This is a genomic window from Kitasatospora sp. MBT63 (genome assembly GCF_000710465.2).
Lineage (GTDB): Bacteria > Actinomycetota > Actinomycetes > Streptomycetales > Streptomycetaceae > Kitasatospora.
In genome coordinates this window covers 17,621-18,820 of the sequence record NZ_JAIZ01000717.1, presented here as the reverse complement: position 1 = coordinate 18,820, position 1,200 = coordinate 17,621, and the positions used below count along the sequence as shown (strand labels likewise).

Below are 1,200 nucleotides of genomic sequence, written 5' to 3'. Positions count from 1 at the left end.
GGGGGCGGGGTGCCGGGGTCAGGGGTGGGGGTGGGGTGAACCGAACCCCCGGGTTCCGTGCTGCCACCCTCGTACCGGGCGGGCCGCGGCGGAAGGCTGGAGGAAACACCCCGACTCGCCCACCTGGTGGTTCCCATGGACAGGACCTTCTCCTCCGTCGTCGTCCCGGTGCTCCGGGCGCCGTTCTCGTCCCGGACCTGGCGGGAGGCCGGCTACCTGCTGGCCGCGCTGCCGGTCGCCCTGGTCTGCATCCCGCTGGCGCTGGTCGGCGGCCCGGCCGGACGGATCCAACGAGACCTGGTGGCCCGGCTGTTGGGCCGCCGGATCGAGCCGCCGAAGGACGGACGGCTCGCCGCCCTCGCACACGCCGTCCTGAGCCTGCCGCTGGCGGTGGCGGGTCTGGCCGTCACCGTCTACGGGTGGTCACTGGTACCGCTGAACCTCGGCTGGCCGCTGCGTCCGCTGCTCGGCATGGGCACGGGCGACTACTCCGACGCCTGGGGCGGCCCGACCTTCGCCGGGGCGTGGGCGCTGCACGCACTGGTCGGCGGCGTCGGCTTCCTGCTGCTGATGCCGTGGATCGGGCGGGGCCTGACCGCCCTTCAGGGCCGGCTGGCCGCCGGCCTGCTCGGCCCGCGCCGGATCGGACCCGGCCGGGCGGCCCTGCTGGCGCTGCCGGTCACGGCGGTCGCCGCCGTGGTGGCCGTCCCGATCGTGCACCAGCTGTGAACGACGGCCACCGGCCGCGGGGCGCCCGGGCGACCTCGCCGTACGGCAGCCGCCGCGTCGGCGGCCGACCCACGCTCCCTGGTACCGGCCGCGGCCGGGCGGGGGCGGTACCCGGGAGCGCGGGCCGGCCCGGATCTAGAGTGACCGTCATGTCCCCTCCTGTGGCCGGGTTCGCGGCCTCCCGGCCGGTGGCCGCCCTCACGGCGCCGTTCCGCCGCCGGCCCCTCGCGGCGGTGCTGCACGCCCTGCTCGCCCTGCCGCCGGCGCTCGCCGGGGCCGCCGTGGTGTCGGCCGGGCTGGTGGCCGGCGGTCTGCTGTCGGTGACGCCGCTCGGGCCGTGGCTGCTCGCCCTGACCGTACGAGGGGCGCTCGCGCTCGGCGCCCTCCAGCGGGCGGCCGCCCGGCGGTTGCTCGGTCTGGACGTCGGACCGCCGCTGCGGCTCAGCGCGCCCGGGGCGTTCGGCTGGCGGC

At 78.2% G+C, this 1,200-nt stretch carries 2 protein-coding genes; both read left to right on the top strand.

Annotation, left to right across the window (positions count from 1 at the left end):
* Positions 1-135: 135 nt before the first annotated feature.
* Entirely contained in the window at positions 136-729 is a 594-nt protein-coding gene (locus AA75_RS37245) for a hypothetical protein (RefSeq protein ID WP_051814088.1), read from the top strand.
* 149 nt (positions 730-878) lie between these two features.
* Positions 879-1,200, top strand: a 322-nt coding sequence (locus tag AA75_RS52880; protein WP_233289352.1) for a sensor domain-containing protein, incomplete at its 3' end; no start/stop codon positions are given.

What these genes read in the sequence shown, in the direction of transcription:
- AA75_RS37245 (WP_051814088.1), top strand. Translation starts at nt 136, where the DNA reads ATGGACAGGACCTTCTCCTCCGTCGTCGTCCCGGTGCTCCGGGCGCCG.